The 25124-nt window shown below is 59.9% G+C and carries 22 protein-coding genes and 2 pseudogenes; 16 read left to right on the top strand and 8 right to left on the bottom strand.

Going from position 1 to position 25124, the window contains the following annotated elements:
* Positions 1 to 23 precede the first annotated feature (23 nt).
* Together QCE64_RS24360 and QCE64_RS24355 are read left to right on the top strand one after the other, a co-directional pair.
* Positions 24 to 1043, top strand: coding sequence for a porin (locus tag QCE64_RS24360; RefSeq protein WP_310006685.1), 1020 nt, complete (start codon positions 24 to 26; stop codon positions 1041 to 1043).
* A gap of 40 nt (positions 1044 to 1083) precedes the next feature.
* Complete coding sequence (locus QCE64_RS24355; protein WP_310006683.1) at positions 1084 to 2373, top strand: MFS transporter; 1290 nt, start codon at positions 1084 to 1086, stop codon at positions 2371 to 2373.
* A 51-nt stretch (positions 2374 to 2424) separates the two neighbouring features.
* Here the strand turns inward: QCE64_RS24355 and QCE64_RS24350 are convergent, their stop codons facing one another.
* The gene (locus QCE64_RS24350; RefSeq protein ID WP_310006681.1) at positions 2425 to 2757 is read right to left on the bottom strand and encodes a DUF4148 domain-containing protein; all 333 of its coding nucleotides are present in this window, start codon (positions 2755 to 2757) and stop codon (positions 2425 to 2427) included.
* 471 nt (positions 2758 to 3228) lie between these two features.
* Complete coding sequence (locus QCE64_RS24345; RefSeq protein WP_310006679.1) at positions 3229 to 3549, bottom strand: hypothetical protein; 321 nt, start codon at positions 3547 to 3549, stop codon at positions 3229 to 3231.
* Positions 3550 to 3938: 389 nt separating this feature from the next.
* On the opposite strand from QCE64_RS24345, the gene QCE64_RS24340 reads away from it, so the two are divergent.
* On the top strand, positions 3939 to 5243 hold the full coding sequence (locus QCE64_RS24340; protein ID WP_310006677.1) for a porin: 1305 nt from the start codon (positions 3939 to 3941) through the stop codon (positions 5241 to 5243).
* A 62-nt stretch (positions 5244 to 5305) separates the two neighbouring features.
* Here QCE64_RS24340 and QCE64_RS24335 read toward each other — a convergent pair whose 3' ends face one another.
* Positions 5306 to 6349, bottom strand: a complete 1044-nt coding sequence (locus QCE64_RS24335; RefSeq protein ID WP_310006674.1) for a LacI family DNA-binding transcriptional regulator — start codon at positions 6347 to 6349, stop codon at positions 5306 to 5308.
* An 89-nt stretch (positions 6350 to 6438) separates the two neighbouring features.
* On the opposite strand from QCE64_RS24335, the gene QCE64_RS24330 reads away from it, so the two are divergent.
* The 11 genes from QCE64_RS24330 to QCE64_RS24280 all read left to right on the top strand — a co-directional run bounded on the left by QCE64_RS24330 (position 6439) and on the right by QCE64_RS24280 (position 18380).
* Positions 6439 to 7641, top strand: a complete 1203-nt coding sequence (locus QCE64_RS24330) for a phytanoyl-CoA dioxygenase family protein (protein ID WP_310006672.1) — start codon at positions 6439 to 6441, stop codon at positions 7639 to 7641.
* 145 nt (positions 7642 to 7786) lie between these two features.
* Entirely contained in the window at positions 7787 to 8701 is a 915-nt protein-coding gene (locus QCE64_RS24325) for a LysR family transcriptional regulator (protein ID WP_310006670.1), read from the top strand.
* A gap of 213 nt (positions 8702 to 8914) precedes the next feature.
* Positions 8915 to 9754, top strand: a complete 840-nt coding sequence (locus QCE64_RS24320) for an intradiol ring-cleavage dioxygenase (RefSeq protein WP_310006668.1) — start codon at positions 8915 to 8917, stop codon at positions 9752 to 9754.
* Entirely contained in the window at positions 9703 to 10698 is a 996-nt protein-coding gene (locus tag QCE64_RS24315) for a TIM barrel protein (protein WP_310006666.1), read from the top strand. Before QCE64_RS24320 ends, QCE64_RS24315 begins: the two co-directional genes overlap by 52 nt.
* A 41-nt stretch (positions 10699 to 10739) precedes the next feature.
* Positions 10740 to 11732, top strand: a complete 993-nt coding sequence (gene iolG, locus QCE64_RS24310; protein ID WP_310006663.1) for an inositol 2-dehydrogenase — start codon at positions 10740 to 10742, stop codon at positions 11730 to 11732.
* Between the two features lie 24 nt (positions 11733 to 11756).
* A complete protein-coding gene (locus QCE64_RS24305; protein WP_310006661.1) occupies positions 11757 to 12845 on the top strand; it encodes a Gfo/Idh/MocA family oxidoreductase in 1089 nt (362 codons plus the stop codon).
* Positions 12846 to 12941: 96 nt separating this feature from the next.
* Entirely contained in the window at positions 12942 to 14012 is a 1071-nt protein-coding gene (gene chvE / locus QCE64_RS24300) for a multiple monosaccharide ABC transporter substrate-binding protein (RefSeq protein ID WP_310006659.1), read from the top strand.
* Between the two features lie 90 nt (positions 14013 to 14102).
* On the top strand, positions 14103 to 15641 hold the full coding sequence (mmsA, locus tag QCE64_RS24295) for a multiple monosaccharide ABC transporter ATP-binding protein (RefSeq protein ID WP_310006657.1): 1539 nt from the start codon (positions 14103 to 14105) through the stop codon (positions 15639 to 15641).
* Positions 15619 to 16842 carry a multiple monosaccharide ABC transporter permease gene (mmsB, locus tag QCE64_RS24290; protein ID WP_404987431.1) on the top strand — a complete coding sequence of 408 codons (1224 nt, stop codon included), beginning with the start codon at positions 15619 to 15621 and terminating at the stop codon, positions 16840 to 16842. The genes mmsA and mmsB overlap by 23 nt, the downstream gene beginning before the upstream one ends.
* 141 nt (positions 16843 to 16983) lie before the next feature.
* Positions 16984 to 17280, top strand: a complete 297-nt coding sequence (locus QCE64_RS24285) for a Dabb family protein (RefSeq protein ID WP_310006655.1) — start codon at positions 16984 to 16986, stop codon at positions 17278 to 17280.
* Positions 17281 to 17318: 38 nt separating this feature from the next.
* Positions 17319 to 18380: a maleylacetate reductase gene (locus QCE64_RS24280; protein ID WP_310006653.1), complete on the top strand. Its 1062-nt coding sequence runs from the start codon at positions 17319 to 17321 to the stop codon at positions 18378 to 18380.
* Positions 18381 to 18535: 155 nt separating this feature from the next.
* Here QCE64_RS24280 and QCE64_RS24275 read toward each other — a convergent pair whose 3' ends face one another.
* Together QCE64_RS24275 and QCE64_RS24270 are read right to left on the bottom strand one after the other, a co-directional pair.
* The gene (locus QCE64_RS24275; RefSeq protein ID WP_310006651.1) at positions 18536 to 19591 is read right to left on the bottom strand and encodes an SDR family oxidoreductase; all 1056 of its coding nucleotides are present in this window, start codon (positions 19589 to 19591) and stop codon (positions 18536 to 18538) included.
* A 328-nt stretch (positions 19592 to 19919) separates the two neighbouring features.
* Positions 19920 to 20408: pseudogene (locus QCE64_RS24270) on the bottom strand (LysR substrate-binding domain-containing protein); the annotation flags it as partial.
* Between QCE64_RS24270 and QCE64_RS24265 the strand changes: the two are divergent.
* Positions 20401 to 21454, top strand: a pseudogene (locus QCE64_RS24265) (branched-chain amino acid ABC transporter substrate-binding protein). The pseudogenes QCE64_RS24270 and QCE64_RS24265 sit on opposite strands and share 8 nt — an antisense overlap.
* Positions 21455 to 21481: 27 nt before the next feature.
* On the opposite strand, the gene QCE64_RS24260 reads toward QCE64_RS24265, so the two are convergent.
* The 3 genes from QCE64_RS24260 to QCE64_RS24250 form a co-directional block, all read right to left on the bottom strand.
* A complete protein-coding gene (locus QCE64_RS24260; RefSeq protein WP_310006650.1) occupies positions 21482 to 22576 on the bottom strand; it encodes a hypothetical protein in 1095 nt (364 codons plus the stop codon).
* Between the two features lie 383 nt (positions 22577 to 22959).
* Positions 22960 to 23730, bottom strand: coding sequence for a GntR family transcriptional regulator (locus tag QCE64_RS24255; RefSeq protein ID WP_310006648.1), 771 nt, complete (start codon positions 23728 to 23730; stop codon positions 22960 to 22962).
* Positions 23727 to 24107: a hypothetical protein gene (locus QCE64_RS24250; protein ID WP_310006646.1), complete on the bottom strand. Its 381-nt coding sequence runs from the start codon at positions 24105 to 24107 to the stop codon at positions 23727 to 23729. Before QCE64_RS24250 ends, QCE64_RS24255 begins: the two co-directional genes overlap by 4 nt.
* A gap of 41 nt (positions 24108 to 24148) precedes the next feature.
* Between QCE64_RS24250 and QCE64_RS24245 the strand changes: the two genes are divergently transcribed.
* Positions 24149 to 25114 (top strand): ABC transporter ATP-binding protein, encoded by a 966-nt coding sequence (locus QCE64_RS24245; RefSeq protein WP_310006644.1) that lies wholly within the window; start codon positions 24149 to 24151, stop codon positions 25112 to 25114.
* Positions 25115 to 25124 lie beyond the last annotated feature (10 nt).

The raw sequence follows: 25124 nt of genomic DNA, 5'->3' as shown, positions 1-25124 counted from the left end.
AAAATATATTGGAGACGAAAAGGATGATGAAGAGAATCTCGCTTGTGCTTGCCTTTGGCTCGTTCGCGGGCGTTGCATGCGCGCAGTCGAGCGTGACGCTTTCGGGCGTGCTCGATGGAGGCGTCCGCTACACGGATTCGAAGGCAGGCACGACCTATTCGACAAACAATCGCGGTTGGTACAGCTCGAACCGCGTCGTGTTTACAGGTAGTGAAGATCTGGGCGCCGGTTGGGCCACGTTCTTCCGACTCGAATCCGGGTTCTTCCTGGCTACGGGCCAGCTGGACAATACGACCAATGTGCTGTTCAACCGCGCGTCGTACATTGGCATGCGCGGTCCGTACGGTACGGTGATCGCGGGGCGTCAATTCACCATCGCGCATGACGTGGCCTACGACTACGATCCGTTCAATCTTCTGTATCCGACGCTGATTCCGGTGTCGGGTGCATCGGCCGGATTTCGCGTGAGCAACGACGTCAAGTACATCGCGAAAGTAGGCGGGCTCGATGTTCGCGCGGAGAACTCGTTCGGCGGCATGGCAGGCAACTTCAACGCGGCTGCGATGCGCGGCGTAGGCGTGCAGTACCGCTGGAACTGGCTCAAGGTGGGAGGCTCATATGAGTATCGCAACCTTCAGCAGGGCACGTCGACGATCTATCGACCGGATAATTACTACACGTTCGGGGCCGAGTTGACCTTCGGCGCGTTGCGTCTGGCCGGCGGCTACATGAACGACAACCAGACGCAGGCTGCTCCGGTTTCCGACGTTCGAACGCTCAACTACTGGGGCGGCGCAACGTACGATCTCAGCCCGAGCGTGCGGCTGGGCGCGGCGTACTACATGACGGACCTGCCGAATCAAAGCGGCAAGCGAAGCCTCGGCATTGGCAGCGTCACCTATGCCTTGTCGAAACGTACCTTGCTGTACGCGGAAGTCGATTACACGAAGTATGGCGGCAGCTACATTACGAACGCGTCGTTGAATGCGCAGAAAATCCCGCATCAGATCGGCGCGACGATCGGTATGAACCACGCTTTCTGACGCTGGTCCGAGAAGGAAACTTGCAAGGCAAGGGGAAAGCATGAATAGGAATCTGGAAATGGCCGTCACAAGCGAGCGGGCAAACACATTGACCGACAGGCCGTGGGCCCTTCTGTTGCTACTCACGGTCGGTTGGATGATCTCGTTCATCGACAGAACCAGTCTGTCATCCGCGATGGCAGACAAGGCCTTCATTCACGAGTTCGCCTTGACGAGCGTTGAGCGAGGATTGCTGGGGTCGGCGATCTTCTGGTCTTATGCGATATTGCAGTTGCCAATGGGTTGGGTCGTCGATCGATACGGCGTCAAATGGCCCTATACGATCTGTTTTGCATTGTGGTGCATCGCCGCGGCGGCAACCAGCCTGACGCATTCGCTTTCGTCACTGGTGATCGTGCGTCTGCTGATCGGCGCAAGTGAAGCGGTGGTGCTTCCTGCCAGTTATCGCTTCATTGCGAACAGCTTCGATGAATCGCACAAGGGAACGGCGACCGGCATCTTCTCGCTCGGCGGCAAGATAGGGCCTGCCATCGGCGCGGCGGTAGCGGCCTGGCTCATTGTCGCCTACTCGTGGAAGGACATGTTCGTCATCACCGGATTGCTGGGTTTGATCTGGTTGATGCCGTGGCTTGCCATGGCCAAGAACGATTTCCCGTCGAAGGAGCAACTCGCGATTGCGAAGCGTCGCGCCACTAGTGTGCCGCTCAGGAATCTTCTCGTGAGTCCGGTGGTCTGGGGTGGCTTCATCATGACCTTCAGCTATAGCTATTTTGTGTTTTACTGCGCGACCTGGATGCCGTCGTATCTGGTCGAGCAGCGCGGATTGAGCCTCATGAGGTCGGGCGTTCTGACCTTCATCAGCTTCGTCTCCGTCGCCATCGTGGCGGTCGCAGCGGGGTGGGCCGCGGACCGCATCATCGCGCGAGGAAAAGATCCGTTGATCGTGCGCAAGGCCTTTGTCGTTGCGGGGGCATTGGGCGGAATGACTGTGATACTCGGCGCCTACGCCGAGTCGCAGGCGATGGCGTTGTTCTGGAATGTCGCGTCGCTTTCGCTCGCCGGCATCGCCACGGCGAACAACCTGGCGCTTTCCAAGCTGACCTTGATACCCAAGCCTGCCATCGGATTGAACACGGGCCTGCTGACGGTCGCGACGAGCCTCGCGGGAGGCGTGTCCGCCAGCCTGTGTGGCTGGCTGTTGCATGTAGGCGGCAGCTATACCTTGCCGATGCTGTCGGTGTGCGTGTTTCTTTTTACTGGCGGAGCCAGCGCTGTCATTCTGATGCGGCGCGAATGGGCGCCAAAGGTCAACGAAGAGGCGGCCATCTGAAGCAGTCGATACGCGCGCCGTGGCGCGCGTATCTCTTTCTGCAATCGACGCTTACTTTCCCGAAGCAGCCGTGCCGTCTGCTTGCGTTCCGTACGCCGCATTGTCGGCTTCCTGCTTCAATAGTGCCGCTTCGGCCTGCTGAAGGCGATGCGGATAAAGCGGGTCGTTCACCAGCGGGCTATATCCGGCTTTCTCGAGGCGCACCATATGCTCGTGCGCCTGAGCGCGACTGAACGGTTCGCTCGATTGAGCCAGCGCAATCGCCGGGATCGCGAAGATGAACGGCACGACGAATTTGACGAATGAGCGCATGGTTTGATCCTGTTTGAAAAGTGGCGCTGCGGTTCTTGCAGCAACAGGATGAAGTGTAGGTGAAAACCCCATGAGGGAATACGCTTAGTCTTCAATTAATCGAAATGGTTTTCCGCCCGGCGGACTTTTCTTTCAGGCAGTAACCGTAGTCGATCTCCTGGCCCTTGTTCGTGTCATTGGTTCCAGCCACAAACGCGCGCTGCGCCCACATTCGGTTTTCGCCAGGCCGCGTACCGTTCTTCCCGCTGACGACCGTGCTCGAGTGAAACGAGGAGACGAACGCTCAGACCCAGCCGCTGCAAACGTGTCCCCCATCGCAGTGGCTACCCATATTCCGTGGGGAGTTACCAAGGACTGATCGTGTGGATACGAGCGAAGCAGTCAGCGACGCAAATCGCGTGGCGCATGGGCTGGGAGCTCGTTGGAGCCGTACATCCTGAAACGCGCGGAGTCGCGATCCGAAACAGGGATAGCAAATTCTCCAGTCGCCGCGCGGTTCCAGACAAGGGTCGAACGGCGCAAGCGACTTCTCTCTCTGCTCGACTACGGCGCTACAGCCGGTGCGTTCGTGGGCTTCTGACCGGCTGCCTTTTGCTGGGCATTCTGCAGATTCTGTGGGTAGTTCGTCTGATTGCCGGCGGGGTTATATCCATTCTTTTCCAGCGTGCTCAGTTCAGCGTTTTTCTTCGCCCGCCGCGCCTGCCGGTCGGCCTTTTTCTGAGCCTTCAATTCCTCCTTCGACAAGGCAGTGCCGGAGGCGCCGGCATCGGCGGTTGCTGCCCGTGCGGGCAGCATCGGAGACGAGAAGAGAGTCAAGGCCACGCATGTTGAGACAGCAAAGAAAGACCTCTGCTTGAAATTCATATCCATCTCCGTACGGATGTGTTTAGCAAGGTAAGCCTTCTGGCGAGGCGAGAACCCGTTCGTCAGAAGTCCTGTCTCTACGCGTCTGCCCGCCCGGACCATACTCGATGCAACGTCGACAGGGACAAGCGGCCTCACCGCGAAGACCTTGCACAGCATAACGCTGAAAGCGTCCCGAACGCCTCTCCAACGCTCACTTTCCCTGATTACGCGAAAGAGATTCCTGCTTCGGCTCTTTGTTCGAGCGAATGAGGAATATAGACTCGGGCAAAAATACAAAGCAGTTCAGGAGATGCGCGTCACGGACATCATCGTGTTCCGCGAGCTTCTTCCCGTGCCTGCTTTTCCCCGTTGTTTCTTTATGTGCGCTGCTTCGCGCAGGACCTCGTTTGGCCGAAGCATACGTGATTGAGCGAACGACATGGTTTGAAGAAGCGGAGAGGCGAGCGATTCGAACGCCCCCTGCGACGAGTCAATTAAGCAGCATAACTATATTCACGGAGATAACGATGAAGAAGCTTCTGTTCAGCCTGTTTGCATTGTCCGCCACTGCAGGCGCAAGTGCTCAAAGCAGCGTCACCTTATACGGCATCGTCGACAACGGTATCGCCTACGAGACGAACCTGCCAAAGGGACATGTATTCGGCGCGCAGAGTGGCGGCTGGGCGCAATCACGATTCGGCCTTAAGGGCGCGGAGGACCTCGGTGGTGGAACGCATGCGGTCTTCCAGCTGGAGTCGCGCCTGAACACGATGAACGGAAGCTTCGCGAACGGCAGCTTTTTCGAAGGGCAGGCGACCGTGGGCATGCAAAACGATGCTTGGGGGCAAATCAAGTTCGGCAACATGGGCTCGGCGGAGATCAGCCAGTACTCGGGCGACGTCGATCCGCAGCAGACGAAGAAGTATTCGATCGGCACGCTGGTTCGCGGCCGCATCTTCTCGCAAGCCGCAAATGGCGTGGAATATCTGTCGCCGACAATCGCCGGCTTTACGCTACAAGGTCAGTATGACTTGACCAATGCGCCGACGTGGAACGCCGGGAATCCAGGAAGCGCGCCCGGTCAGCTCGGAACGTCGAGCGGCCTGGGCAGCGCTCAAGGTCGTTCCGATGGCATCAAACTGTCTTATGGCAATCAGGGTCTTTTCTGGCAAGCCACTTACGACGAAGTCCGCGATCCGAACGGTCAGTTCAGCAACGTGTACCTGACTTCACGCTCCATTCTCACGGGTTTGACCTACGCGTTCGGGCCCGTGACCGCGTATGTCGGCTATCAGCACCTGAGCGCCCCAGACGCGTCCAACGCGGGATATTTCGGTGCGAACGCTGCATCGGCGTTACCGGGGGGAACCAGTCTCCCGACGTCCGTCAATCATGAATGGATCGGCGCAATCTGGCAGACCACGCCCGCGCTGGCCATCACGGGCGCGGTGTATCACGCGAACGCGAACAAGGGAAACGGGAACGCCACGCTCTACACGCTGGGCGCGAACTATTCGCTCTCGAAGCGTACGCTCCTGTACACGGAGCTTGCTTACATCCGCAACAGTTCAACGTCCAACCTCGGTCTCGATAGTGGCCTGTATGGCGCGAACACGAATAACGACCCGGTCAATGGAAACACGTCAAGCACCAATCCCAACTATGGCAAGAGCCAGCTGGGCCTGATTGCAGGGCTGGCGACGCGGTTCTAGGCCGCATCGTGATGTCCCGGAGAGGGCGTTCTCCGGACATCGGAGGGCCATGCGATACCTGCTCAGTCTCGAAAGCGCAATGCGATGTGGTCCGGGATGTTGGCGGGGGTCACCACCACAACGGACGAAGATGGCGATACGGCTGAAGCAGGCAGGAGCTTGTGATAGTGCATCACGTGCTGACAGGCGCTACGCATGTCCTGTCTCAGGTCGTGATGCAGGATGGCGTGAATCCGGCCTTCCCGTAGAAGTTGTACGTTATCTCGGTCCAGATCGTGTCCGATGAAAATGGCGCGTTCTTGCTGTTGCTTCTCGAGCGAGCGAAGAATCGCGACGTTGCCTCCGCCCATGGAATACACGGCAGCAATGGTTGTCTGTCCCTTCAGAACGGCATGGACGCGGTCCCCGGTCAGCGAATCGAGGCCATGTCCGCCGCTCGCATCGATCAGCCTCAGTTGAGGATGGTGCGTGCGCAACGCCCGACGGAAGCTGATCTCACGCTCTTCCTCTCCCCGGAAGTGTTCGTCGCTCATTGTAATTAACACATTGGCGGGCCGGGGTCCCAGCAACAAGCCGAGGAGGTAAGCGGCCGTGGCGCCGGCGACACGGTTGTCGAGTCCGGCGTACGCGATGCGGCCCGACAGCGGGATGTCGGTGACGACGGTGACCACTGGAATTCCCTGGCGCTGCAACTCGGCTACTGCTTCGGCAATCGCGGGAACGTCCCGCGCCTTAAGAAAGACCCCGTGACTTCCTCGTCGGGCGATCGACCGGAGAGCCTCCACGACTTCATGGGTCGTCATCGTCTCCTGCAGCAAAAAGCGCGGTCGCACGACCGCTGAATGCATTAGGGCGAGCTCTCCTTCGAGGGCGTGCCTCATCTCGTCGCTGAACCGCGATGGTGCCTCGGCGATGACATCGACAATGAGCTTGCGGCCGGTATTCGCCAGATTGAGCGCCTGCTTCTCGAGATCTTTTATTGCCTGCTCGACCCGCCTGCGGGTGTGCTCCCGGACATTTGCACGTCCGTTCAGGACCCGGTCGACGGTCGCTATGCCTAGACCCGCTTGCAGGGCGATTTCCTTGATCAAGAAGCGGTGAGCCAATGGACTCTCCTTCGCTGATGTGTTTTTGAGGTGTTTTTGGAAATCAGAACGATCGCGAGCAAGCTATGCTACCTCATCAGGAGACACCAATGGACCATCACGTCGAAGGACATCGGGTTGACCAACCCAACTGGTATCGGCAAGGCGACTGTCGTCTGGAAGATTTTATTGCGTTGCTCGAAACGAACGAAGCACACAAGCCGCGCTACGCGGCCGATATCGTTCAGCGGATACCCGTCTACGAATGCCGCGACTTGCAACGCGTGCTGATATCTCCAGGAGAAAGACCTCGTCTTCTTGCCGAATGGGCGAATGTTCTGCAGGACGGCGCAGGCGTCTTCGTGCTCAAGCACGCCTTCACCAACACCCAATGCGTCGACGACGCGACTGTCGTCTTCGAATCGATCATCGAGGCCGAGAAGCGATTGGGAGCGAGAGCAGATCACTTCGCGAAGGCCGGGGCCAACGATCGAATCTGGAATGCACAGGAAAAGCTATGTCTCAGCGCACCTGCGACCTTCATCGAGTATTTCTCCAATCCGATGCTGTCGGCCGCTGCCGAGGCGTGGCTCGGCCCCTTCTTTCAAGTGACCTCGCAGGTCAACGCAGTCAGGCCAGGCGCAGAGGCGCAGCAGGCGCATCGCGATTACCACCTGGGCTTCCAGTCCGCGGAAGTCGCCGCGTCTTTCCCGCCGCACGTTCATCGCATGTCGGCGTTTCTGACCCTGCAGGGCGCGGTGGCCCATAGCGACATGCCGGTCGAAAGTGGACCGACCAAGCTCCTGCCTTATTCGCAGCAGTACGCCGAAGGCTATGTCGCGTGGCAACGAGAGGACTTTCGGACGTATTTCGAAGCGCACTTCGTGCAACTGCCGCTCGAGAAGGGCGATGCAGTCTTCTTCAGTCCTGCGCTTTTTCATGCTGCCGGCGCAAACCGGACGGGCCATGTTCAGCGAATCGCGAACCTCCTGCAGATCTCCTCAGTCTACGGACGGGCGATGGAGGTAGTGGATCGAACTCGCATGTCCGAGACGGTCTACCCCGTCCTGCGAAGCCGACTGCAAGCGGGCAGGATCACTGACTGTGAGGTGCAGTCGGTGATTGCCTCGTGTGCAGAAGCCTACGCATTTCCGACGAATCTCGACCGTGACCCGCCCGTGGAAGGCATGGCGCCTGAGAGTCAAGGGCAGTTGATGTTTCGAGCACTTCGAGAAGACTGGACGCCTGTTGACTTCTCGAGTGCGCTGAAAGCGCACGCATGCCGCCGCCGAACCTGCCAAGCCGTTCCATGATAGATTATTGATGTATTTCAGAACGGAAAAGATAGATTCGCTGAACTATGATGAGCCCCACGCGCGAATCATCTCTCTACGAAGGCCGCGTGAGCTCCCGCATCCGGTTCGATGTGGGCAGAGACAAGCGTAACGGTGTACGGGCATGGACCAGTTCAAGGAACTACAGCTGTTCGTCGAGGTAGCGGAGACCGGAAGCATCAGCCGGGCTGCCGAAGCGGTCGAGCTTTCCATTTCGGCGGCCAGCCGGTATCTGATTTCACTGGAGGCTCGGCTCGGCGTTCAACTGGTGCGCCGAACGACCCGCAATCTGTACTTGACCGAAGCCGGTGCCGAATTTCATCGTCGCTGCAAATCGATTCTCGCTGAACTGGGCGAAGCCGAAGCAGTCATCAAGGACGCAGTTGTCCGCCCGAGCGGGGTCCTGCGGGTCACGGCCTCGTTATCCTTCTGCTTGCTGCACATCGCACCGATGCTTCCCGAATTCACGGCGCGCTATCCGGACATCACGGTGGACGTGATAGCGGCCAATCGTTACTGCGACATCATCGAGAATGGCATCGACATTGCGATACGCACGAAGGTGCTGGAGCCGGACAGCAACATCACGATTCGAAGATTGGCATGTACACGCAGGATTCTGGCGGCGTCGCCCGGCTATATCGAGGCCCATGGCCGGCCTCGATTTCCGGCCGAACTCGCAAAGCACAGGCTGCTGAACTATCAACTCGCGGACAATCCACGCGAACTCTCGTTCACACGCGGCGGCGAGAACGTCGTCGTCAGAGTAAGACCCCTGGTGGAGTCGAATGACGGTCAGGTGTTGCGGGTTGCGGCGCTCGACAACATGGGCATCCTGGTGCAGCCCAAATACATCATCTTCGACGACCTCGAGGCCGGCCGCCTCGTCCCGGTGCTCGACGACTGGGATCTTCCTCGTCTGACGATGAACATCGCCTTCCAGACCCGCACACATCTGCCGGTGAAGGTGCGCTTGTTCATCGATGCGCTCGTGGAGCGCTTCCAACAGAACGACTACGAACGTCACTGGACGGCCTGAGCGCAGCGCTCACTGCCGCTGGCGCTTCTTCCCGCCCGACGCGAAAGACTTTCCCTTTTCAGCTCTGTTTTGCCAGTCGAAGCGAATATAGACTGGTCTCAAAGCTACTGACAAGATTGATGGAGACACGCAATGCAAAGCGCATCCCCCGCCATTCAGCCCTCGTCGCCGTACTTCGATGAAGCGCGCTCAGATGAAGTCGTCAATGCCCGCATGAGTGAGGAAGCAAGCCCGCGCCTGCGCGAGGTCATGTCGGTGCTGGTGAGGCATCTTCATGCGGCTATCAAGGAAATCGAGCCGACGCATGAAGAGTGGTTCGCTGCCGTCCGCTTCTTGACCGAGACGGGTCAGATGTGCAGCGACTGGCGTCAGGAGTACATCCTGCTCTCGGACATTCTGGGCGTCTCGATGCTGGTCGATGCAATCAACCATCGTCGCCCAAGTGGCGCAACGCCGAATACGATCCTTGGCCCGTTCTACGTCGCGAACGCGCCGCAGTACCCGAACGGCGGGAACATATGCCTAGATGGAAAGGGCGAACCCATGGTGGTTGAAGGTCGCGTGACCGATATCGACGGCAAGCCGGTTCCGAACGCGAAGCTCGAAGTCTGGCAGACCAACGACGATGGTTTCTACGACGTGCAACAGAAGAGCATTCAGCCAGATTCGAATCTGCGCGGCGTGTTCACCTCGGATTCCGAAGGTCGCTACTGGTTCAAGTCCGTGAAGCCGCGTCACTACCCGATTCCTTCCGATGGACCGGTCGGGAAGCTTCTGGGCGCGATGGGACGGCACCCGAACCGCGCAGCCCACCTGCACTTCATCGTGACCGCTCCTGGCTTCGACCCGGTCATCACTCATATCTTCACGCCCGATTGTCCGTATCTGCCCGAAGACGCGGTATTCGGCGTCAAGCCCGAACTCATTGCCGAATTTCAGAAACTCGACGATCCGGAAGCGGCTAAGCGGGTGGGCTTCTCGTCGCCATTCTGGTCGGTGTCGTGGGATTTCAGGCTCGCATCGTCCAGCGAGACTATCTCCGCGACGCGTTAATCGCTTGGCACGGGAATCTGCCACCGAAACAATTGATGACACTGAGAGAAAGAGGATTACTGAATATGAGCGCGAAAAAAGAACTACTGGCTGCGTACTGGACCCTTGCCGGCGACGTCTACCCGTGTGCGGCGAATGAAATCAGCCCGTTTCCGCTGCGTGAGCGTTGCGAAGCGGCCATGCGCGCGGGCTGGAGCGGTGTCGGCCTCATTCTCGATGACCTCGAATACAGCATCGCGAAGTACGGTCTGACCGGCGTGAAGAACATTTTGGACGACACGGGCATGAAGTACTTCGAACTCGAAATCCTGATGGACTGGTATTTCGACGGCGAAGCCCGGGTCAAGTCCGACGCCAGCCGTCGCCGCTTCATCGATCTGGGCGGCGAGCTTGGCATGCGCAATCTGAAAATCGGTGCAAGCCCCTTCGACAAGAATCCCGCCGACTTCGCCCGCATGACGGATGAGTTTGCCCTGCTTTGCCAGGACGTGGGGACGGTCGGCGCAACGGTCGCGATCGAATTCATGCCTTTCTCTCCTATCCGCAACGTCGCAGAGGCGCTGAAGGTGGCGCAGGGTGCGGATCAGCCAAACGGCGGCTTGATGGTCGATCACTGGCATGTTGCACGCGCCAACACACCGTATAGCGAGGTCGCGCGAATTCCGGCGCGTTTCATCAAGGGCGTAGAGATGGACGACGTCGGCGCGCACGTGAAGGGTTCGCTCTTCGAAGACTCGACCTTCCACCGCCAGTTGTGCGGTGACGGCGCAGGCGACTGCCGCGCATTCGTCGATGCGCTCGAACAAGCAGGCTGCACGCTGCCGTATTACGGGGTGGAACTCATCTCCGAGGCGCACCGCAAGTTCCCGCTCGACGAGATGGCCAAACGCGCCTACGACACGACCGTCGCTCAGTTCTCGACAAACGCCGCGACTTCTGCCTGAAACACTTGCCTTCAAACGACTAAGCATTTCCGGAGACTCACATGATTCGAATCGCCGTACTCGGTGCAGGCCGCATTGGTCGCATTCACGCTGGCAACGTCGCCGCCAACCCGAACGCCACGCTGGTGGTGGTGGCTGACCCGATCGAGAGCGCCGCGCAATCGTTGGCAACAAAACTCGGTTGCGAGGCCTCGACGGACCCTGTGGGTGTCCTGGAGCGTAGCGACGTCGACGCAATCGTGATCGGTACACCGACCGACACGCATATCACGTTCATGCTCGAAGCCGTCAAGCGCGGCAAGGCCGTCTTATGCGAAAAGCCGATCGACCTCGACATGGAGAAATCGCTCGCCGCAGCAAACGCGGTCGAGCGCCAGAACGGCCGGGTGATGCTCGCCTTCAATCGCCGCTTCGATCCCACCTCGCAGGCCTTCCGCAAGGCAATTGATGCGGGTGACGTAGGCGACGTGCGACAGGTCATCATTTCGAGTCGCGACCCCGGCATGCCTCCGCGCGATTACGTCGAACATTCGGGCGGTATCTTCCGCGACATGGTCATTCACGACCTCGACATGGCGCGTTGGCTGCTCGGCGAGGAGCCGGTCGAAGTCATGGCGATGGCCAGCCGCCTGATCGACGAATCGCTGGAGAAGCTGACCGACTTCGATACGGTGATGGTTCAGTTGCGCACGGCTTCCGGCAAGCAGTGTCATATCAACTGCTGTCGCGAGGCGGTCTACGGCTACGACCAGCGCATGGAAGTGTCGGGTTCCAAAGGCATGCTGCTTCAAGAGAATCTCCGCCCGTCGACGGTGCGCCGCTGGTCGAAGGATGTCACGGACGCGCGTGAGCCGCTGCTCAACTTCTTCCTCGAACGCTATGTCGAGGCATACAAGGCCGAACTGGAAGCATTCGTGGACGCCCTGAATACGAATTCGCCGCTGCCGACTTCGGTCCAAGACGGGCTGAAGGCACTGCGCCTGGCGGACGCGGCGCTTGAGTCCGCGCTGACGGGTAAAGCGGTCAGAGTGTAACCAGGAATCCGGAGGAGATAAGTCATGACGCGAAAAATTGAACTCAACGAAACGGTCGGTGTGGCATGCCTTGGCATCACGCACCCGCATACGTCCGGACGAGTCAAGGCGATCCAGCGTCGCGCCGACGCGAAGATGCTCGGTGCGTGGGATACGAGTCCTCTGCTCACGCCGTTCGTCGAGGCACTTGGGCTGGAGGCGCGCTCGAAGGAAGAGATTCTGGCGGACGAGAACGTGCACGTTGTGCTCGTTCATTCGAAGAGCGAAAAGATGGCTGATCTGGCCATCGAGGCGCTCGAAGCTGGCAAGGCCGTGCTGTGCGAGAAGCCCGCCGGCCGCAGTTCGGCGGATGCGAAGCGCATCGTCGAGGCGGTCGAGCGCACCGGCGGACTTTTTCAGGTGGGGTATTGCTGGCGATTCGCTCCATCGGTCGACGCCATGCAGGCCGCGCTCAAGAGCGGGCGCCTTGGAAAAGTAGTCCAGGTACGTGCTCACGGCGGTTGCTCGCACGACGAGGCAGGTACGCCGCATATGACGCAGCCGGGCGATATCGGCGGTGCGGTGTTCGTCATCGGCTGCCATCTTATCGACCGAATTCTTCTTCACTTCGGCTTGCCCCGCTCGGTGAACGCGCGAATCACCAAATTTCCGAACTTTCACGGCGATGAATCGCGCGAAGACGCAGCCGGCGCCGTGCTGAACTACGAAGACAAGATCGTCACGGTCGATTTCATGTCCTGGGATGTTCTGCCGTGGACCGAGAGCTGGGACATCACCGCCTACGGAACGGAAGGCATCATGTCGTCACGCTCGTTGCCCGCGAGCTTCAAGATTTACGACGCGGGCAAAGGCGACCATCCGGAAGGCTGGACCGAGTGGCAAGAAACCAGCTTCCCCGAGATCTGGGCCACAAAGAAAACGGAGTATTCACCCGATATCGCGGAAATCGGCAATCCGGTGTATTTCGACCGCGAGTCCAACGCGTTCATGGATGCTCTGCGCAACGGCACGCCATCGGTGGTGCCGGCAACCCAGGCGTTCAATATCAGCCGGGTGATCGAGGCCATGTTCGCTTCTTCCAAAGAGGCGGGGACGGAGGTCCTTATCGGCTAGGGAGCTGAATGGACGACGCCCGCCAGCGTCGTCGCCGCATCCCTGGCGGAAATAGTCGAATACTTAAATAGGTAATCCTAATCAGGAGACGATGTCATGAAGATTTTTAAGCATGTCGCGGTGACGCTGGCCGCGTCGGCCGCTTTCGCAGCGATGTCGAGTGTTGTGTACGCCCAGGACAAGGGAGTCGTCGGCATCTCATTGCCAGACAAGACCGAATCCCGCTGGATTACCGATGGGAAAAGCATGGTCGATGCACTGAAGGCGAAAGGATACTCGGCGGACCTGCAGTATGCGAACTACGACGTTCCTACGCAGGTGAATCAGGTCGAAAACATGCTGGCGAAGGGTGTGAAGGCACTGGTCATCGCGCCCATCGACGGCAAGACTTTTTCCGATGCCCTGGCGCTCGCACAGAAGAAGGGCATCAAGATCATCTCCTATGATCGGCTGATCAGCCAGACCAAGGACGTGGACTACTACGCGACCTTCGACAACTATGGCGTCGGCGTGCTGCAAGGGCAAAGCATTGTCAGTGCGTGGCAGAAGGCCGGCAGCAAGACGCCGTTCAATATCGAGATCTTCGGCGGATCTTCTGACGACAACAACGCGCACATGGTCTACGCGGGCGGCATGTCGGTTCTGAAGCCGTACATCGACAGCGGCAAGTTCGTGATTCGCAGCAAGCAGGTCAGCTTCGAAAAAGTCGCCACCCGCAACTGGGACGGCGCAACTGCTCAGGCCCGCATGGACAACCTGCTGAGCGCCTTCTATGGAAAGGACCATCTCGATGCGGTCTGGGCGCCGAACGACGCGCTGGCGATCGGCATCATCTCTTCGCTCAAGGGCGTGGGATACGGCTCCGGTCAGCAAGCGATGCCCGTCATCACGGGACAGGACGCCGATGTCCAGAACGTGAAGAGCATCGTCCGGGGCGAGCAGACCTCCACGGTGTTCAAGGACACGCGCAAGCTCGCTGGCGTGACGGCCGACATGGTCGATAACGCGTTGGCGGGCAAGCAGGTGACGATCAACGACACGAAGAGCTACAACAACGGCGCAAAGATCGTTCCGACCTACCTCGTGAAGCCCGTTCTCGTGGACAAATCCAACTATCAGTCGGAACTGGTCACCAGTGGCTACTACACCCAGGCGCAGATCAAGTAAGGCTGTCTGAACATCGGCGTGACGGAGTTTCAACAGAGGCTCCGGCTCACGCGGGCATGCTTCCGGCTTGCCGATCAGAGGAATTCGAACATGGAAACCATTCTGGAGATGCGCGGGATTCAAAAGAGCTTTGGCGCTGTCAAAGCTTTGAATAACGTCAATCTGAGGGTGCGTCAGGGCGAGATCCACGCCATTTGCGGCGAGAACGGCGCTGGAAAGTCCACCCTGATGAAAATTCTTAGTGGCGTCTATCCCCACGGCTCGTACGCCGGCGACGTCCTGTACGACGGTCAGGAGCGAGCGTTCGCTGATATCTCCGATAGCGAAGCGGTCGGAATCATCATCATTCATCAGGAACTGGCGCTCGTCCCCATGCTGTCGATTACCGAGAATATTTTTCTCGGCAACGAGCAGTCCAAACGCGGCGTCATCGACTGGCAGGTGTCGCGCAAGAAGGCTCGCGACTTGCTGGCGAAGGTCGGCCTGACTGATTCGCCGGACGCTGCAGTCGGCACGCTCGGGATCGGCAAACAGCAGCTCGTTGAAATCGCGAAGGCGCTGTCGAAAGAAGTACGTCTGCTGATTCTCGACGAGCCCACCGCGAGCCTGAACGAGAAGGATAGCGACACGCTTCTCACACTTCTTCTCGAATTGAAGGGAAACGGTGTCACGTCGATCATCATTTCGCACAAGCTCAATGAGATCTCGCGTGTCGCGGACGGTATCACAGTCATTCGAGACGGCTCCACCGTCGACGTCCTCGATTGCCGGGCTGAAATTGTCAGCGAGGACCGCATCATCAAGGCGATGGTCGGTCGGGAGATGTCGGACCGCTATCCGTCGCGCACGCCCGATATCGGCGAGATCATTTTCGAAGTCAAGGATTGGCGTGTCCAGCATCCGACCCAGCGTGCCCGCGCGGTCATCAAGGGCGTGAATTTGAAGGCGCGCAAGGGGGAAATCGTCGGGATTGCCGGACTCATGGGCTCGGGCCGCACCGAACTTGCCATGAGCGTGTTCGGTGGCACGTATGGACGGGACATTACCGGCGACGTGCTGATGTACGGAAAACCAGTCGATACGTCTTCGGTCCAGAAGGCCATCAAGGCCGGCATCGCCTACGTTACGGAGGACCGGAAAGGCAATGGCCTGCTTCTGGACGACAACATCAAGCGAAACATCACGCTGGCGAATCTGTCCGGCGTGTCGAAACTCGGCATTGTCAATGAACACGAGGAAATCACGGTCGCGGCCGATTTTCTCAAGAAGCTTCGCATTCGGGCGCAGGGCGTCACCCACGTCGTCGGAAATTTGTCGGGGGGCAATCAGCAGAAAGTCGTCATCAGCAAGTGGCTGTATTCCGAGCCAGACGTGTTGATTCTCGACGAACCGACGCGCGGCATCGACGTGGGAGCGAAGTACGAGATCTACAGCATCATCAATCAGGCGGTCGCAGCGGGCAAGTGCGTGGTCATGATTTCCTCGGAAATGCCAGAGCTGCTGGGTATGTGCGATCGCATCTACGTGATGAATGAAGGCCGGTTTGTCGGTGAATTAACCGCGGAAGAAGCCTCGCAGGAAAGCATCATGCGGGCAATCATGCGAAATGGAGACATTCAAAATGCGTAAGGCACTCTCTCCGGTAGCCGCCGAAGGCGCCGAGGTCCGGAAAAGCGAAGTATTCGGCATGGTCAAGCGTATCGGCAGCGATTATGGGCTGCTCCTGTCGCTCGTTATCATCATGGTGTTCTTCCAGGTCGCAACCAATGGCGTGCTGATGCAGCCGTTGAACCTGACCAACCTGGTGCTCCAGAACAGCTACATCGTCATCATGGCCCTCGGCATGCTCATGGTGATCGTCTCAGGACACATCGACTTGTCCGTGGGCTCGACGGCGGGTCTCGTCGGTGCGCTGGCGGCGGTGCTGATGGTGCAGTACGAAATCAATTACGTCTGGGCCACGCTCATCTGCATTGCGGCCGGTGCGTTGATCGGCGCCGCGCAGGGTTACTTCATTGCGTTCTGGCGGATGCCGTCATTCATCGTCACGCTGGCGGGCATGCTGGTATTCCGCGGCATGACAAACCTCGTGCTGCAGGGCCAGTCCATCGGTCCGTTCCCCGCTGAGTTCGGTGCGATGAGCTCCGGCTTCATTCCGGACGTGTTCCACGGTCAGGCGCTTCACGTCACCTCCATCCTGCTTGGCCTGCTCGTGGGGGCGCTGTTCTTCGTGATCGAACTGCGTCACCGGGCGGGTGCGGCCAAACACGGAGTCGAAAGCGGATCGTTCACGATTTTCGTCACCAAGAACGTCGTGCTGACCGCCCTCATCGTGAGCTTTTGCTATCTGCTCGCCTCCTATCGCGGCCTGCCGACGGTGCTCGTCATCATGGGCGTGTTGATTGGGATCTATACGTTCCTGATGAATCGCACGACCATCGGTCGCCGCATCTACGCAGTGGGCGGCAATGCCAAGGCCGCGCGGCTTTCTGGCGTCAGCGTGCCGGCGGTCAGCTTCCTCACATTCGTGAATATGGGCATCCTGGCGGCGCTCGCGGGTCTGATCTTCGCCGCGCGTCTGAATAGCGGCACGCCGAAGGCGGGCACGGGCTTCGAGCTGGATGTCATCGCGGCCTGCTTCATCGGAGGTGCATCCGCGTCCGGCGGCGTCGGCAAGGTGGTCGGCGCGGTCGTGGGCGCGTTCATCATGGGCTTGATGAACAACGGCATGTCCATCATGGGCATCGGCGTCGATTACCAGCAGGTCATCAAGGGGATCGTGCTGCTCGCGGCGGTGTTCGTCGATGTGTACAACAAGAACAAGGCGTAACCACGCTTTGCAAAGCGGGCCAGGAATGCAGTTCGGGAGGGCCTTTTCGTTCAAACCGGCCCTGTCCATGTGCAGACGAAAGTCATACGCGTCACCTGGACAACCTGGCTACGCCAGACGCAGCATTACCGGAAACGAAACATGGTTAAGCATATCGTGATGTGGAACGTTCGCGGTGACACACCCGAGCAAAGAAGAGCGTCCGCGCTGCTCGTGAAATCCGCGTTCGAGAGTCTGAGCGGAAAGATTCCCGGACTGACCCGACTCGAAGTCGGGCTGGATGTCAGCGCCGTGGACTATGCCTGTGACATCGTGCTGTACACGGAGTTCGAGAGTCAGGAATTGCTCGACGCATACGCGTCACATCCCGAGCATCTGCGGGTCAAGGGTGTCGTGGGTGATGTCCGTATCGCTCGTCATCAGGTTGACTACATTTGAACGAGCGGCCCCGCTCGACGCAACAGGAATTCCACTCCATGTACGAGTTTACCTACACCACGCAGGCGGCCAGAGTCGTATTCGGCGCTGGAAGCATGAAGCTGATTCAACAAGAAGTGGAGACGTTGGGCGCGCGCCGGGCACTCGTCCTGTGTACGCCCGAACAGAGGGCTCAGGCCGAAGTCATCGCTTCGCTCCTGGGTCCTTCGAGTGCCGGCGTCTTCGACGGTGCCCAGATGCATGTGCCTATCGAGAACGCGCGCCGCGCGCGCAAGCACGCGAAGGCCGTTGATGCGGACTGCGCCGTGGCGATCGGCGGCGGTTCGACGATCGGGCTCGGCAAGGCGATCGCGCTCGAATCGGCGCTTCCGATCATTGCTATTCCGACGACCTATGCCGGGTCGGAGATGACGCCGATCTACGGGATAACCGAGAACGGAGTGAAGAAGACCGGCCGCGATGCCAAGGTGATTCCAAAGACGGTGTTGTATGACCCGGAACTGAGCATGGGTCTGCCGGTGCGGCTTTCCATCGTGAGTGGCCTGAACGCCATTGCTCACGCGGCAGAGGGCCTCTACGCGCAGGACGGCAATCCGGTCATCTCGTTGATGGCCGAGGAGGGCATTCGCTCGCTCGCCAGTGGTCTGCGTGGGGTGAACACGAATGGCGGGAACAAGGCGGCGCGTAGCGAGTGTCTGTACGGCGCGTGGCTGTGCGGAATGGTGCTCGGCACTGTGGGGATGGCGCTTCATCACAAGCTCTGCCATACCCTGGGCGGTACGTTCAACTTGCCGCACGCCGAGACGCACGCCATCGTGCTGCCTCATGCGCTCGCGTACAACAGCATGGTGGCCGATGAAGCGATGGAGCGCATCGCGCGTGCACTGGATGTGAAGTCAGCGTCCGACGGGCTTTACGAACTGAACGAGGAACTCGGGGTGCAGCGAGGCCTGCGCGATATCGGTCTGAAAGAAAGCGACCTCGACCATGCGTGTGAAGTCGCGCTGTCGAATCCTTACTGGAATCCTCGGCCGATCGAGGAGAAGCCGCTACGAGCACTCTTGCAACGCGCGTGGGAAGGTGCCCGTCCGGCGGCATAGGTGCGACGGTGGCGGGTTCCCGTCGCCGAAGTTGCACGGCACGGGCACCGGAAAGTCGCGCTGACCGAGGTTCACGTCGAACGCGATGGCCGTATCGGTCCCGCGTTGCGCACCAGCCAGGAAACAGGCCGGGCGTGAACCGCCGACATCAGTCGTCAGGGAATAATTCGGCGCGATCTCAGCTCATTGAAGAGCGCGCAGAACATCGACTCCGAATCAACGACGCTGTGGAAACCGGCCTGACGTATCTTCGTCGTCGAGAAGATGACGTCGTAGTCGCGCTGAAAAATGTAGTCGCCGAACGCCCAGGAAGCAACGCGCTCATACGGGGTCGTGCTCAATCCGTATCGGGCGACGACGCGGTTCCAGACATCGCCCTTGTCCGCCATCATCGATACGAGGGAGATCGGCATCGGGTCTGCAAGCGGCATGTCGAAGAAGCGTGCAAATTTCTCCCACATCGGGCGCCAGCGGAAGAGGTCGCCATTCGTTATGTTGTAGGCCTCGCTTCTGGTCGCGTGTTCCGCAGCCCACTCGGAAGCGCGCGCCAACTGCGTCGCATCCGTGACTTGGGCAAGACGGTTGTAGCAGTCGACCGAGCCCGGAAACCGCAGCGGCAAGCCCAGCTCTTTGGAAATGGCTGCGTACACCGCGATCACCATGGCCAGGTTCATCGGGTTGTCCAGCGCGAGGCCACATACCGTGTCGGGTCGCAGGACGATGTGATCCCAGGGGCGGTCTCGCGCGCGCTCCCTGAGCCAGTCCTCCTGGTCGTAGTAGAACATCGGCGGCATGTGCCGGGGGTCGCTCTCGAGGGCGGGAGTGGGGAAGGCACCGAGGTGGGATCCGTAGTATTTGCCTCCCTCGTAAAGGCACACCCGTTGAAGTGCGGGTGAACACTCATCGACGGCATTGACGAGGTTGGCAAGCATCGCGAGGTTCGTGTCGCCTCTTCTCCTGACATCTTCATGCGCCTGATAGGCCGCGTAGAAAATGTGGTCGACATCGTCGAGATGAGCAAGGCATTGCCTCGTCGCGGCCTCGTCCAGCAAATCCACGGAAACGAAGGAAGCGGCGGACTCGAAGTCAGGCGGCCGGCGAGAAATCGCCGTGACGGTACAGCCCGGTTGTGAAGAGAGGTGCTCGACAAGCGTACGGCCAATGACGCCCATTCCTCCGGCGACCAGAGCATGTTTTTTCGTTCGTGTCATCCAGCTTTCTCCGCTGTGCAATTAAGAATGTCCGGCATCTCTCCGCGACACGCGCCGCGATGTTGGCTCGATTCAGCGCAGCCGATGCGATGCCTACCGGGATGGCCGATCGTAGCATCGGTTTCGTTGAGCCGTGGGTGTCCGGGGCCGGCCTGACAGCCGGCGTCTTCACGAAGGTGGTGCCGTCTCGCGCGCAACTGGAGACCTGCAGAAACAAGATTCACCCATCGTCAGGGGGAACAGGCTTCGAAAGCGGACGGCAGCATCAGGACACGCGCATCACGGCTTGCGCGACCGCGAACGGTGCTATCCTGCTACCGCGTTTTCATCACGTGCCGGCGCGCGCCGGAGCTTCGCTTCCCATCTCCTCTTCAATCCAGTTCGCGAGACGCAGGGCACCGGCCGGCAGTTCGGCGCCGCTTCTGGCGCAGAGCTAATAGTCCCGGCCGTCGTCCAGCGGCGTGTCGAAGAGTCTGACCAGTTCTCCCGACGCCAGTTCGCGGCAGATCAGCGGCTCGCGTAACAGCGCAACGCCAAGCGCCGCCTGCGCCGCGTTCAGCGTCAGCTGCCCGTCCTCGAAGAGCGGCCCGAGCGCATGATGCACGTTCGGCACGCCTTGCTGAGGCAGCCACGCCACCCAGGTTGCGCGGTCCTCGTCATGGATCAGCGGAAAGCCGGTGAGATCCGTGGCTGCATTGACCGGACCATGCTTCGACAGGAATGCCCGGCTGCACACGGGCACCACCTTTCCAGACATCAGCTTCTTTCGTGTGTAACCCGGCCAATCACCCGCGCCACAACGGATTGAGATGCCGCTCACCGGTCCGTCCGCCCGCATCGGCAAGGACCTCGAAAACGGCGCACGACTGGCCGTCGACGACGCCAACGCCCGGCATCCTACGCTAGACGGCAAACCGGTCACGTTCGCGCTGGTCTCCGTCGACGACGCATCCGACCCGCGCACGGCCATCACCGTCGCGCAGCAACTCGTCGATCAGCACGTGGTGGGTGTGGTGGGGCACTGGAACACGGGCTGCAGCATTCCTGTTTCACGGGTCTATCACTGCGGGCATTCCCGAGAAGGCGCTTGCATCCACCGGCCATCAATATACGTTGCAAGGCTATGACACGGCTTTTCGCATCATGGGCCACGATGACCTGAGGGGCGCGATAATCGGGGCATATGCGGTCAAGACGCTGCAAGGCAGGCACATTGGCGTGATCGACGACGGGACTGCTTTCGGTTCCGGGCTTGCCACGCAATTCGTCAAGGGCGTCGAAGCCAGTGGCGGGACGATTGTGGATCACGAGTATGTGGACGACAAGACGGTCGACTTCAACGGCGTGTTGACGAGCCTGAAGGCCGAGCACGTCGACGTGCTGTTCTTTGGCGGACTCGATACGGAAGAGGCGCAAGTGGCGCGCCGTCTGAAGAAGTTGAACATCAAGGCGACCTTGCTGCGCGCGGGCGGCACGAGCCACACCTTCGTGCAACTTGCCGGAGCGGGCGCGGACGGGGTGATTGCGCTCGAACCGGGCCGGCCGCTCGACCGGATGCCGGGCGGAAATCAATTCGACGAAGCTTATCGCGCGAGGTTTCATCATCCGGTCGAATTGCAAGCGCCATTTGCCTACGACGCCGCTGCCACGCTGATTGTGGCGGTCGAACAAACTCAGTCGACCGATCCGGCCACGCCCACTGCCGCGGTACACGCGGTCAGCCGGCAGGGCATCACCGGAACGATCGCCTTCGATGCGCAAGGCAATCTGCGCGATCCGGCGTTCACCATTTTCAAGGTGGTCAATGGCGAATGGAGCATTAAGAAGATGCTCGGCGGCGGCCAGCGGGTGGCCGCGAAGTAAGCAGGCATGCAAAGCCTTGGCCTTGCCTTACCGACGCTCCACGTGCTCGTTGATCCAATGAATCAGGAGATCGGCGATCTGCAGATTGTTCCTGTCGAGCATGAACATGTGCGTGTTGCCGTGTATTCCCATTTCGGGCAAATGAATGAACGTGACATCGCCGCCGGCGGCGCGTATGTCGTCGGCGAATGCACGGCATTGCGCCATCGACTTCGTCCAGGTCGAGGCAAAGGGTTCCGGTGCGTCGCGCTGATGATCGGCGAACATGATCAGGATGGGAATGCGCGCAAGTGTTGCGCGTTGCCCCTCGGTAAAGGTCGTATTGCACGCATAGCCGCTCTCCAGGCTGATGATGCCCTTGATGTGAGCCGGATCGACCAGCGCCGCGCGCTCGGGAAACATGAACGACTCGGAGTGTCCGATCAGCACCGCACCGCCCACCTTGTCCGACAGCGCAGCGAGATTCGCGTAGGTGGGGTTCTGCGCCGGCAACGCGGCATTCCAGTCGGGAATCCACATCTTGTAGAACGCGTCGACGGCGTCCACAGGGAACTGCGTGTCCGCGAATGGCACGCCGAACGTAGGGCCGATCCGGAACCACGTCCATGCCATTTCATGCCCGATGTTGAGAACCGGCGGCAACGCGTTCGCAGGCAGGTGTCCCGCCCGGACCGCGTTGATCTTCGACCCGTCGTATCCGGACCGCGCCCGGCCCACCTGATCCACTACATAGACCGGGCGTTGCTGGCGAAGGAAATATTCGCTCCAACCCATTCTTCCATCGGGTGTCGTGTCATAACCCTGGCCACTGAGCGCACCGCCGTGAATCATCACGACGGGCAGGTGATTTGCCTTGACCGGAACCTGATACTGGACGTACATCTGGCCGGTCGTGACGGTTCCCTGCCGGGTCACTTCCGGTCCTTCGCTCGTGCCGCTCAGGTCGGTCGCGGGTCTGGCGGTGCCGCCCACGAAGAAGCTGCCCTGCGATTGGATCTGCAACGGCGCATGCAAGTCGACCGCATCCGTTCGCGCCGGCTGTGCGGCGCATGCCCCAAGCAGCGATGCCACGCACAGCGCGATGGAGCCTGCTCTTGCAATGCGGTTAGCAGGGAAAGCCATGGACGTCTCCTCCGGAAATGTTTTTGTTGAGGGTTTTAGGCGTATCTCGATACGCAGCTATCGTGCGCCGGACGATTATAGCGATCGCTTAATACTTCGATCATGCGGCTGCAGGATGAGTGTTTTCGCTCGCTTTCGCTCGGCGCGCTCGGGCGCTTCGTGAAAACGCTCGAGCGAGTGTGTCTACGGTACGAGCAGCATGATCGGTGCTGTGGTTTTCGGCAGCACGCGGATCGTGACAGACCAGGCCGTATCGTGGTAACCGCGTGAACCGGTCATCGTCGGTGGCCAGGAATAGCGCCCTTCTCCAGCCGACGAAACTGCGCCCGGACGGCTCTTCGAACGCGGCGCGTATCTCGCCGATTCCGGCGACGCAGTCTCGGCTATTTCCGCTCGACGGTAGAGCGCAAACGCGCTTTGACTTCCGCTTCGCCAAGACGACGAATACGGCCACGGTCGTCTGCCACGATAGTGAGGTAACCCTGCAGCTCATCTTCGATCGGAGCGCCCAGCATCTCGTAAGCGATCCAGATGATCTGGCTGCGAAAGAGTTGCTCGGCCTCCTCGGGTGAGCCTTCGTGAAGACACTGCAGAAAGCACTGCATGTGCTTCAGTATGAAGTTCGGGTCCGAGGTCTCGGAGGGCGCCTGCACGATATACAACTGCAGCATGTTGCTGATATTCGACCACGACTGCTGCATGAAGCGATTGCCGGTCGCTGCCATCAGTGAGCGATGGAAGTTCCACAGTTCGTTGCGGAAACGGAAGGTGTCCGACGACACCGTCGCCAGCTGCATGCCCTGATAGATGCGCGATAGCTTGGCGAGTGCGTCAGGGTCCCGTCTGAATGCAACGATGCGCGCTGCCGCGCCTTCGAGAATGGCGCGCTGCATGACGACTTGAGCCATGTCCTCACGCGACGGTTCGATCACGTAGCAGCCTCGGTTGTTACGTGTTTCGACCAGCCCTTCGCTGGCGAGCGTGCGCAATGCTTCGCGCAACATGGCACGACTGATTCCGAGGGTGAGAGACAGTTCGGTTTCGATCAGCCTCTGCCCAGGCTGGAAGTGCCCGGCGACGATAGCCTTGGTGAGCTTCTCTACTGCCTGCTCGGCCAGTGAAGGAACGCGGGTGAGCGCGGCGAATTCACTCATGGGTGATCCTCGACTAGGAAACATATGACCGGCTGTTGAGTGGGCGCGAATAGACCCTCGTAGATCGGGTCCGACCGTTCCGGGAATGCGCCATCTCCGGGCATTTTGAACTGGATTCTACGGCCAAGCCAACGAATTGTCGACAGACGACATGCCAGCTTCCTGTGCAGCGAGCGCTGACAGAGGTTCGCTTTATTTTTTTTCTTATTGACGACTGTCGACAGCATCCAATACGCTTCATTCACCGTATCGCAGTGCAGCAAATCTCGGGCGGCACCACGGTTCTCCGCATCGCATCGCATCGCATCGCATCGCTTCAGTTCGTTCGCAGCAGGGTCCTTGCGACCCGGAAATTTCGTAGTCGGCGCGTCTGTCATCGTCCCGCTCCTGTTCACTCAATCAGGACTACGTATTCATTATGTTGCTCTCGCTTGAAGATTTGACGACGGTGTTTCCGTCGGCGTCGGGGCCCGTCAGGGCGGTCAACCAGGTCAGTTTCTCGATCGACCGGGGTGAAGTGCTAGCGGTGGTCGGTGAGTCGGGATCGGGTAAGAGCGTGACCGCGCTGTCCGCCACGCGTCTCGTGCCGCAACCGCCCGCCATCATCGAGAGCGGCCGCGCGCTGCTCGACGGCGAAGACATGCTTGCGCTGCCCATGCGCAAAATGCGCCGTCTTCTCGGCCGACGCGTAGCGATGCTGTTCCAGAACGCCTTCGCGGCCCTTCATCCGTTGCGCAGCATTGGGGATCAGCTCCTTGAAACCATCGTGCTGCATCGCGAAGTATCGCGTAGCGATGCCCTGCGCATCGGCGTCGATCTGCTCAGAAGCTTGGGCTTCGTCGATCCGCCCGCACTGATGAAGCGCTATTCGTTCGACGTCAGCGCGGGCGACGCGCAACGGGCCATGCTGGCGTTCGCGCTTGCGGGCGAACCGGATCTCCTGATCGCCGACGAGCCGACGAGCTTGCTCGACGCCGTCGCGCAGGATGAAATCCTGACCTTGCTCAAGCAGATACAGGCGCGTACTGGCATGGCGATCTGGCTGATCACGCACGACTTCGGCGTGGTCTCGCGCCTCGCGGACCGGGTAGTCGTCATGTATGGCGGGAGGGCCGTCGAGTCCGGTCCCGTCGATGCCTTGCTGGGCGAACCGCGTCATCCCTATTCACGCGGTCTGATTGCGTCCGTGCCCGACGCCAATGCGCGCGGACGGCTGCGGCAAATCCCCGGCGAGATTCCCGATCTGGCGAGATTGCCGGCCGGCTGCGCGTTCCGCGCGCGCTGCGATCGTGCGCAGACGCGTTGCGGCAGCGATGAGCCGGTCGCGCTGCCGGTCGGCGACGGACGAACGGCCCGCTGCTGGCTCTACTCGGACGCAGCCTGAATTTCTTCCT

It is taken from the genome of Caballeronia sp. LZ043, from assembly GCF_031451075.1.
Taxonomy (GTDB): domain Bacteria; phylum Pseudomonadota; class Gammaproteobacteria; order Burkholderiales; family Burkholderiaceae; genus Caballeronia.
This window is presented reverse-complemented; position numbering and strand designations above follow the sequence as displayed.

What these genes read in the sequence shown, in the direction of transcription:
- QCE64_RS24245 (WP_310006644.1), top strand. Translation starts at nt 24,149, where the DNA reads ATGTTGCTCTCGCTTGAAGATTTGACGACGGTGTTTCCGTCGGCGTCG.
- QCE64_RS24260 (WP_310006650.1), bottom strand. Translation starts at nt 22,576, where the DNA reads ATGGCTTTCCCTGCTAACCGCATTGCAAGAGCAGGCTCCATCGCGCTG.
- QCE64_RS24320 (WP_310006668.1), top strand. Translation starts at nt 8,915, where the DNA reads ATGAGTGAGGAAGCAAGCCCGCGCCTGCGCGAGGTCATGTCGGTGCTG.
- iolG (WP_310006663.1), top strand. Translation starts at nt 10,740, where the DNA reads ATGATTCGAATCGCCGTACTCGGTGCAGGCCGCATTGGTCGCATTCAC.
- QCE64_RS24250 (WP_310006646.1), bottom strand. Translation starts at nt 24,107, where the DNA reads ATGACAGACGCGCCGACTACGAAATTTCCGGGTCGCAAGGACCCTGCT.
- QCE64_RS24255 (WP_310006648.1), bottom strand. Translation starts at nt 23,730, where the DNA reads ATGAGTGAATTCGCCGCGCTCACCCGCGTTCCTTCACTGGCCGAGCAG.
- mmsA (WP_310006657.1), top strand. Translation starts at nt 14,103, where the DNA reads ATGGAAACCATTCTGGAGATGCGCGGGATTCAAAAGAGCTTTGGCGCT.
- mmsB (WP_404987431.1), top strand. Translation starts at nt 15,619, where the DNA reads ATGGAGACATTCAAAATGCGTAAGGCACTCTCTCCGGTAGCCGCCGAA.
- QCE64_RS24350 (WP_310006681.1), bottom strand. Translation starts at nt 2,757, where the DNA reads ATGGGGTTTTCACCTACACTTCATCCTGTTGCTGCAAGAACCGCAGCG.
- QCE64_RS24355 (WP_310006683.1), top strand. Translation starts at nt 1,084, where the DNA reads ATGAATAGGAATCTGGAAATGGCCGTCACAAGCGAGCGGGCAAACACA.
- QCE64_RS24285 (WP_310006655.1), top strand. Translation starts at nt 16,984, where the DNA reads ATGGTTAAGCATATCGTGATGTGGAACGTTCGCGGTGACACACCCGAG.
- chvE (WP_310006659.1), top strand. Translation starts at nt 12,942, where the DNA reads ATGAAGATTTTTAAGCATGTCGCGGTGACGCTGGCCGCGTCGGCCGCT.
- QCE64_RS24275 (WP_310006651.1), bottom strand. Translation starts at nt 19,591, where the DNA reads ATGACACGAACGAAAAAACATGCTCTGGTCGCCGGAGGAATGGGCGTC.
- QCE64_RS24345 (WP_310006679.1), bottom strand. Translation starts at nt 3,549, where the DNA reads ATGAATTTCAAGCAGAGGTCTTTCTTTGCTGTCTCAACATGCGTGGCC.
- QCE64_RS24360 (WP_310006685.1), top strand. Translation starts at nt 24, where the DNA reads ATGATGAAGAGAATCTCGCTTGTGCTTGCCTTTGGCTCGTTCGCGGGC.
- QCE64_RS24305 (WP_310006661.1), top strand. Translation starts at nt 11,757, where the DNA reads ATGACGCGAAAAATTGAACTCAACGAAACGGTCGGTGTGGCATGCCTT.
- QCE64_RS24325 (WP_310006670.1), top strand. Translation starts at nt 7,787, where the DNA reads ATGGACCAGTTCAAGGAACTACAGCTGTTCGTCGAGGTAGCGGAGACC.
- QCE64_RS24330 (WP_310006672.1), top strand. Translation starts at nt 6,439, where the DNA reads ATGGACCATCACGTCGAAGGACATCGGGTTGACCAACCCAACTGGTAT.
- QCE64_RS24280 (WP_310006653.1), top strand. Translation starts at nt 17,319, where the DNA reads ATGTACGAGTTTACCTACACCACGCAGGCGGCCAGAGTCGTATTCGGC.